Annotated in this window: 2 protein-coding genes and 1 pseudogene; 1 reads left to right on the top strand and 2 read right to left on the bottom strand. The window is 74.9% G+C overall.

Annotated elements, in window-relative coordinates; genetic code table 11:
* Nucleotides 1-262: 262 nt before the first annotated feature.
* Together RWM17_RS13940 and RWM17_RS13935 are read right to left on the bottom strand one after the other, a co-directional pair.
* Nucleotides 263-1,309 (bottom strand): carboxypeptidase-like regulatory domain-containing protein, encoded by a 1,047-nt coding sequence (locus RWM17_RS13940; protein ID WP_314104646.1) that lies wholly within the window; start codon nt 1,307-1,309, stop codon nt 263-265.
* A gap of 148 nt (nt 1,310-1,457) precedes the next feature.
* Nucleotides 1,458-2,003, bottom strand: coding sequence for an MOSC domain-containing protein (locus RWM17_RS13935; RefSeq protein WP_314104644.1), 546 nt, complete (start codon nt 2,001-2,003; stop codon nt 1,458-1,460).
* A gap of 217 nt (nt 2,004-2,220) precedes the next feature.
* Between RWM17_RS13935 and RWM17_RS13930 the strand changes: the two are divergent.
* A pseudogene (locus tag RWM17_RS13930) lies at nt 2,221-2,593 on the top strand (hypothetical protein); the annotation flags it as partial.

Here is a 2,593-nt window from a genome sequence, read left to right as displayed (position 1 = left end):
GGCCTGCTGCGCGCAGCCGCCGACCACGAGCGCGACGAGCGCGGCCGTGGCGAGCGCTGCCGTGGCGCGCCGGGTGCTGGTGACGGCGGCGGGGGTGGTCTCGGTCCTCACAGGGCTCCTCCAGACGTCCTCGCGCGGTGACCGCGGTCGCGGCGGGACGAGGGCGTCGTCACCAGCATCGCCTCACCTCGTCCCCGTCCGGGCGACGACGACACGAGGAGGCGCGGAGTTCGTCCTCGAGGACGACCCGCTCCGAGGCGGCTCAGGGCGTCGCCGACTCCGGCCTCAGGAAGACGTCCGTCGAGTCCTGGGCGCCGTAGGTCACCGTCACGGGGACGGCCTGGGCGGCCGTCGGCACGAGCGGGACCGGCACGTACTGTCCTGCCCACCACCACCGCTGGTGCGACACGGTCTCGACCCCCACGGTGTACCTCCCGCTCGGCACGACGAACTGCGCGACCTTGCGCCGCGAGCTCTGGTCGTCGAGCACCTGGGTCCAGACCGCTCCGGTCACGACCTCGGTGATCGTCACCACGGCACCGTCGAGGTCGGGACCGGGAGCGTTCACCGGGTCGGGTTCGTCGACCACCACCTGCAGGTCGTAGCTGCTGTGCACGTAGCGGGGTGCCGAGAAGACGTGGCCGGCCGGGGTCGTCGCGGTCTCGGCGGCGACGTCCTGCCGCCAGACGGTGGGGACGCCGCCCGGGGTCGCGACCACCGTCGCCGTGTAGAGGTCGGTCGGGAGGCCGAAGAACGCATAGCGGCCGTCGGAGTCGGTGACGGCGCTGAGGGACGTGCCGACGTGGTTGCCGTAGAGCTCGACCGTGAGCCCGGCGGGAGGGTCGGGCCAGGGGCCGAGCAGCCGACCGGAGAGAGTGCCGCCGACGGCGAGCGTCACGTCGACGGTCGTCGTCCGACCGGCCTGCACGGTCAGGCCGTACACCTGGGCGGGTGCACGGAGGCCGTAGGCACCCGTCGGCTCGGGGACGACGCGCACCGAGTACCGCCCTGCGGCAGGCACGGTCGCGAAGGCCGCAGCACCGCTCGCGTCGGTCGTGGCCCGGTCGACGACGGGCGAGGGTCCGATCAGCTCGACGGTCGCGCCAGCCAGGTGGAGCCGGTCGCCCCGCGGGCTGAGCAGGCGGACGGCGACGGCGCCGGTCGCCGGCACGGGTGCCGCAGCCGGGGCGGCCTCGGCAGCAGCGGCGGACCACCAGACCGCAGGAGGAGCGGCCTGAGCTCCGAGGGGAACGGACGTCGCGAGACCGGCGACCACCACGACCGAGAGAGAGACGAGGAACCTGTTCACGGAGACCCCCTGCATGCAGCGGCCCGGCACGGTGCCGGGTCCAGCCGGGGTTCGGGCCTCCGGCGCCGTGAGCCTAGACCCAGGGCGCGCACGCCGCACCTGTCGGTCCTCGCGCGGGCGTCCGGGCGGTCCCGCCGCGCGCCGGGCCTCAGACCGGCTGCAGCGCCTCGTGCTCGCCGTCGGGCAGCTCCACGACGACCTCGTCGTCCGGGGCGACGCGGCCGCCGGCGAGCACCACGGCCATGACTCCCGCCTTGCGCACCACCTGGCCCGTGCCGTCGCGGGTCACCAGCTCACGCATCAGGCCGGCCTCGAACCCGTCGATCTGCACGCACGGGTTCCGCAGCCCGGTGACCTCGACGACCGCGTCCGGCCCGAGCCGCAGCACGGCCCCGCGCGGCAGCCCCAGCAGGTCGACCCCGCGCGTCGTGACGTTCTCGCCCAGCTCGCCCGGGGCGACCTCGAAGCCCGAGTCCTGCACCTCGTCGAACAGCTCGGCGTGCACGAGGTGCACCTGGCGCAGGTTCGGCTGCGAGGGGTCGCGGGCGACCCGCGAGCGGTGCTGCACGGTGGTGCCGGCGTGGGCGTCGCCCTCGACGCCGAGCCCGGCGATCAGGACGATGTCGTCGACCACCTCCTTCGAGAAGCGGTGCTCGGGGTCGCGGCTGACGGAGACGACGGAGGCGGAGGTCATGTCCCCATCATCCGCCGCGACGGGCGCCGGGTCGAGGGGGCGCCTCCTCGGGGCTCGGGTCTGCCACGCCGTGTGCCTCGTCACCTCGAACCGCGTTCCGAACCATGAACCGCGAAGTTTCGCGGTTCATGGTTCGGAACGCGGTTCATCACCGGCGCGGGTCGCGCAGCGTCGTGCCCGGGTCGCCGATGTCGGTGGCGGGTCGTAGCGTCGCGGCGTGCCCGAACCGATCGAGAGCTGGTGGGCCCGCCGTCAGCGGTCCCGCGCCGCCGAGGTGCCCTACGCGCCCGGCGCCTACCGCGACGCGTGGGCCCGCTACCCCGTGCTCGTGCGGCAGTACCGGCCCGAGCACAACCGGGGGCTGCTGCTGAGCCAGGTGCCTCCCGCGGCCGACGTCTGGCTGACCTGGCTCTGCGATGTCGGCCACCAGTTCGTCGCGACGCCCGACGAGCAACGCCACCGGCCCGGGCGTGAGCGACGGAGGTCGTCGTGGTGCCCGACCTGCGCCGAGCTCGCCTCGCCGAGGCGGCTGCCGGCCGTCCCGATGGACCCGGCGCCGAAGCGCCCGCGCGACGCCGACGGGTCGACGG

This window comes from uncultured Frigoribacterium sp. (assembly GCF_963515265.1).
Classification (GTDB): domain Bacteria; phylum Actinomycetota; class Actinomycetes; order Actinomycetales; family Microbacteriaceae; genus Frigoribacterium.
Note: the sequence above shows the minus strand (reverse complement) of the source record. Positions and strands in the feature narration are given on the sequence as shown.

Coding starts and splice junctions, on each gene's coding strand:
- RWM17_RS13935 (WP_314104644.1), bottom strand. CDS start 2,003: ATGACCTCCGCCTCCGTCGTCTCCGTCAGCCGCGACCCCGAGCACCGC.